Origin of the sequence: Curtobacterium sp. B18 (assembly GCF_000333375.1) — a bacterium.
In the GTDB taxonomy this organism is placed as follows: Bacteria; Actinomycetota; Actinomycetes; order Actinomycetales; family Microbacteriaceae; genus Curtobacterium.
This window is the reverse complement of sequence record NZ_BACZ01000443.1, coordinates 1-5,178: the sequence shown is the minus strand read 5'-3', so window position 1 is coordinate 5,178 and position 5,178 is coordinate 1. Positions and strand designations below refer to the sequence as shown.

General features: G+C 70.5%; 3 protein-coding genes and 1 pseudogene. All 4 read right to left on the bottom strand.

The genetic code is table 11. The features are described from left to right. A pseudogene (locus I5E_RS12065) lies at positions 1 to 199 on the bottom strand (hypothetical protein); the annotation flags it as partial. Then, entirely contained in the window at positions 196 to 1,176 is a 981-nt protein-coding gene (locus I5E_RS12060) for an ABC transporter permease (RefSeq protein WP_022907212.1), read from the bottom strand. The gene I5E_RS12060 and the pseudogene I5E_RS12065, both read right to left, overlap by 4 nt. Beyond that, positions 1,173 to 2,912: an ABC transporter substrate-binding protein gene (locus I5E_RS12055; protein ID WP_022907211.1), complete on the bottom strand. Its 1,740-nt coding sequence runs from the start codon at positions 2,910 to 2,912 to the stop codon at positions 1,173 to 1,175. Before I5E_RS12055 ends, I5E_RS12060 begins: the two co-directional genes overlap by 4 nt. 912 nt (positions 2,913 to 3,824) lie before the next feature. Further along, complete coding sequence (locus tag I5E_RS12050; RefSeq protein WP_261974928.1) at positions 3,825 to 4,889, bottom strand: LacI family DNA-binding transcriptional regulator; 1,065 nt, start codon at positions 4,887 to 4,889, stop codon at positions 3,825 to 3,827. Positions 4,890 to 5,178: the final 289 nt, after the last annotated feature.

The following is a 5,178-nucleotide window of genomic DNA, read 5'->3' as shown; positions in this document are numbered from 1 at the left end:
TCGCGCCGTAGGGGGCGAGGAGCGGGGCGGCGAGCGCGACCACGACGAAGACGCCGAGGATGATGATCCCGATCCGGGCCTTGGTGTTCGACCAGACGACGCCGAACTGGCGGGCGGCGGCCTTGAGCTTGGACGGGGCTGCTTGTTCTTGCTGGGTGCGTACTGCCACCGTCGTGTCCGGTGCTTTCGTCGTGGTCATCGGCGCGTCCTCGGGTCCAGGACGCCGTACAGGACGTCCACGATGAAGTTGGCGATGAGCACCGACACGGTGATCATCAGGAAGAGGGCCTGCATGAGGGGGTAGTCCTGCCCGATCACGGCGTTGAACAGCAGGTAGCCGATGCCCGGGTAGCCGAACACCTGCTCGACCAGGACGGACCCGCCGACCACGCCGCCGAGCGCCAGACCGAAGCCGGTCAGGTTCGGCAGGATCGCGTTGCGCGCCGCGTACCGGACCGCGACCGTGCGCCCGCGCAGGCCGTTCGCCTCGGCGAAGGTCACGTAGTCGTCGCCGAGCGTGTTGATCATGGCGTTGCGCATGCCGATGATCCAGCCGCCGAGGCTCGTCACGAGGATCGTGACCGCCGGCAGGACCGCGTGCTGGAGCGCGTCTCCGAGGAACGCCCCGCTGAGGCCGGGGGTCGTCGTCGCGGAGTAGGCACCCGTGGTCGGGAACCAGTGCAGGACGTAGCCGAGGAAGAACAGCAGCAGGAGCGCCGTCCAGAAGTACGGGAACGTCGACATGAACGATCCGGACAGCGTCGGCAGGGAGTCGAGCCAGGTGCCGCGCTTCCACGCTGCGCCGACCCCGATGAGGGTGCCGAGGACGAAGGCGAGGATCGTCACCACGCCGACGAGGATGAGCGTGTACGGCAGGGCCTGGGCGACGAGGTCACCGACGGGCTGCGGGTAGAACGTGTAGCTCGTGCCGAAGTCGAGGGTGATGACCTGGTGCAGGTAGCTGACGTACTGGTCCCAGAGGTTGCCGCTCGGGACGCCGAGCTGCGCCTCGATGGCCTTCTTGGTGGCGTCGGTGACGGGCCCGTTCTGGCTGAGCTTCGCCAGCGCGGCGTCGGTCGGGCTGCCCGGCATGAGTCGCGGGAGCACGAAGTTCAGCGTGACCGCGGCCCAGAGGGTCAGGACGAAGAGGACGAGTTTTTGGAGGATGTACTTCACTGCTGGTCCTCCTGGGCCTTCTGCTCCTGCAGGATCTGCTTGCCCGCTGCGCTGTCACGGAGCCGCAGCTTCGAGAAGATCAGCAGCGGAGCCGAGTCGTAGTTCTGCGGTGCCATGTACGGGTCCTCGGCGCTCGGCCAGCCGACGAACTTGCCGGTGTTGAACAGGCCCCAGAGTCCGCCGTAGTACATGCCGATCACGGGCAGGTCGTCGTACACGATCTCCTGGAGCTGGTCGAGGATCTCCTGCTGTTTCGCGGTGTCCGTCGTCGCCTTGTACTCGTCGAGGAGCTTCTGGGTGTCGGCGTTCTGATACCGCTCGTAGTTGTTTACCGTCGACTTGCCGACCGGCTGGTAGAAGTCCGAGCTCAGCAGCGAGTTGAACGCCTGGTAGACGTCGCCGTTGCCCATGCCACCCATCGCCATGTCGAACTGACCGTTGTTGAGGTTCGACTGGTAGCCCGCGGGCTGCGGCGCCTGGATCGACACCTTGATGCCGATCGCCGTGAGGTTGCGCTGCACGGTCTGCGCGGCACGGAGCCAGTCCGAGTAGCCGTTCGCGGTCATGATCGTGATCGTGAGCTGCTTGCCGTCCTTGACGAGCTTGCCGTCCTGCTCGGTGTAGCCGGACTTCGCGAACGCGCGCTTCGCGGCGTCGACGTCCTGCGTGACCATGCCCTTGTCGGGGATCGATCCGTTGAGGTACTGCTCCTGGTTCGGCAGGATCAGGCCCGTCTGGCCGGCTGCCGCCAGGTTGCCCTCGGTGGCCGTCTCGGCGATGTCGTCGCGGTCGAGCGCGAGCGAGATGCCCTTCCGGACGTTGACGTCGTTGTACGGCGCCTTCGTCAGGTTCGGGATGAGGCCGATGACACCGCCGGCGGGGAACCACCAGGTGTTGGTCTTCGACGCCGCTCCCCAGGTGCCCTTCACGTCGGAGATGAAGGAGTACGCCCAGTCGTAGCCGCGCGTGACCGTGTCGAGCTGCGTGTTCGTCGCCGGGAGGATGAGGTGCTTGATGGCGATCTTGTCGGCCTGCCAGTACCGCGGGTTCTTGTCCATCGAGTACTGCTGGTCGGTGTAGTTGCCGAGCACGAACGGGCCGGTCCCGACGGGGTTCGGGTCACGCCACGTCGTCGGGTCCTGCACGCCGCCGTAGTGCTTCGCACCCAGGATGTACGTCGCGCCGATGATGTTGAGGCTCGGCACGTCGTCGCTCTTGAGGTGGAAGACGACGTGGCCGTCCTTGCTCTCGATGCGGTCGATGTGCTGCCAGGCGCCCTTGACGTCCATAGCCGGGAACTTCTTCAGCAGGTCGAACGTGAAGACGACGTCCTTCGCGCTGAACGGCGAGCCATCCGACCACTCGACGCCCTTGCGGATCGTCAGGTCGATCGTGCGGGCGTCCGGCTGGCTCCAGCTGCTCGCGAGCCACGGGGTGCCCTTGCCGTCGAGCGGGTTGATCTCGATGAGCGGCTCGTACATCCACTTGCTCGCCGTGCGGGCGTTGGCGATGTACGGGTTGAAGTTGCGGTCGAACAGCGGGTTGCCGTGGTCCGCGTTGATGAGCATGGTGTCCTTGCCGATGCTCGGGTCCGGCTGGGAGCGGACCTGGATGCTGCAGCCGGTGGCCGCGAGGGCCACGACCGCGATGCCGGCGATGGCCGCGATGAGGCGGCCTCGCCGTCCCCGGCGGGTGCCCGGGGTGCGCGCTGGGACGCGCTGTGGGGGAAGCGTCATTGCTCGGTCGACCTCCGTGTCGAGTCGGTACGGAGACAATGTATGCGCTTACATCGCGGCGCGCAACCGTGCGGGTTGTTTCTCGGGGCGGTACGGGTGCGGGGGGGGAGGTGGCGGGCGCGGGGCCGGGTGGGTGCGGGGGTGGGTGCGGGGCGGGCGCAGGTGGCGGGCGGGTGCGGGGCCGGCGCGGGGCCGGTGAGCGTGACGCACCGTGCGGGCCCCATCGGCCGGTGCGAGGTTGCACGCTGTATGCGGCGCGACAGGGCCGCACCCAGCGAGCAGCACCGCACGGGATGAGCACGGCGGCACGGTGCGGCGAGCGCGAGTGCGAGTGGGCGCGGTTGCGGACTTGGGTGCTGGCGCCCCGGCCGAGAGGCGCTCGGTGCGGCCGGTGCGGCTCACCGTGCGGGCGCCGTCGGCCGGTGCGGGGTTGCCCGCTGCGTGCGGCGCGACAGGGCCCCACCCAGCGGGCAACGCCGCACGGGATGAGCGACGCGGCACGGTGCGGCGAGTGCGAGAGACACGAGGCCGCGATGGGTGGACGGGTCGATCAAGACGCGAACGGGCAGCTGGGGCCAGGAGGCGCGGTGCAGCCCCGCCTCGCACCGTGCGCGGTTGCGGGGTCGAGCGGCGCGGCGCCGGTGCGGGCTTCGTCGGCCGGTGCGGGCTTGCGGGGGCGGTCGGTGCGGCGCACGGTGCGGGACTCGCCGGCCGGTGCGAGGTTGCGCGCTGCGTGCGGCGCGACAAGGCCGCACCGAGCGGGTAACTGCGCACGGGATGACCAAGGCGGCACGGTGCGGCGCGCAGGAGGAAAGGCCGAGCAGCACCCAGCGGCCAGCAGGAGGACCGGCCAGCAGGAGGACCGGCCGGCAGGAGGCGCGGGAGGAGCGGCGGGCGGGCGGACCCGGCGGGCTAGAGCACCGGCGGGCAGCTCTCGCGCAGCAGCACCTCGACCGGCAGTCGCACCGCCCGCGGCGGCCCGTCGCGCCGCTCCAGCCGGTCCACGATCGCCCGCACCGCGGCACGCCCGAGCTCCCCCATCGGCTGGTGCACGGTGGTCAGCCGGGGCGACGAGAACCGCCCCGCGTCGATGCCGTCGAAGCCGGTCACGACGAGGTCGTCCGGCACCCGGACGCCCCGCGCCCCCGCGGCGTCGAGCACGCCGAGCGCCGACTGGTCGTTCGAGCAGACGATCGCCCGCGGGACGGCGTCCCCGTCGAGCAGCTGCGCCGCGAGCTCCCGGGCCCGCGCACGCCCGAAGTCGCCGTGCACGACGCGCACCGACGACGCCGGGACCCCGTGGTCGTCGAGCGCCTGTCGGAACCCGGCCGAGCGCTCCATGTCGTCGGGTGAGTCGATCGGCCCCGCCAGGTACACGAGCGACCGGATGCCGAGCCGCCCGATGACGTGCGCGCCGAGCGTCCGCATACCCGCGGCGTTGTCGACGCTCACCGAGTCGAAGCCGTGCGAGCGCCGGTCGTCCGCGAGCACGACGACCGGGATCCGGCGGGCGACGTGCTCGAGCAGGTCGTCCGGGACCGTCTGCGCGAGGACCGCGAGTCCGTCGACCCGGCCGGCGACGTCGTTGACGATGACATCCCGGGAGGAGCCCCGCCCCGCCGCCACCATCAGCGCGAGCCCGCGCTGCCAGGCCTCGGTCTCGGCACCGCGCAGGACCTCGTCGAAGTACAGGTTGGAGGAGAACGGCTGCGTCACGTGCCGCCGGTCGTCGACGACCCGGACACCACCGTCGGTCACCAGGTCCGGCCGCTCGTCCGGCACGACGTCGAACCCCGGCAGCAGCAGACCGACCACGCCGGTGCGCTTGCCCGCGAGCGCGCGTGCGTTGCCGGAAGGGACGTACCCGAGCGTCCGGATGGCCGCCTGGACGCGGTCGCGAGTGCCCTCACGGACGGCGTCGGGCGTGCGGAGCACGCGCGACACGGTGGCGATGGAGACGCCCGCCGCGGATGCCACGTCGTAGACCGTGGGAGGTGCGGTGCGCTGCTCGGCCAAGCCGTGCCTCCCGTCCGACGTCCGCTGCTCGCGTGCCGCGAGCCGCGCGGCCGGACCATCCTAGGCATGGAGCCCACCGGGACTTTCCCACATGTGCCGGAAACCCCTTGCGCGATCCGGACAAGGCGCGCCACACTGTCACGACCTCAGCACGTCCCGTGAGGAAGCGCACCGCCACGGTGCCCACACACACAGGAGAAGACGCGATGTCCCAATCGACACGGTCCGGCAGCAAGAGCGCGATCCGGCT

What these genes read in the sequence shown, in the direction of transcription:
- I5E_RS12055 (WP_022907211.1), bottom strand. Translation starts at nt 2,912, where the DNA reads ATGACGCTTCCCCCACAGCGCGTCCCAGCGCGCACCCCGGGCACCCGC.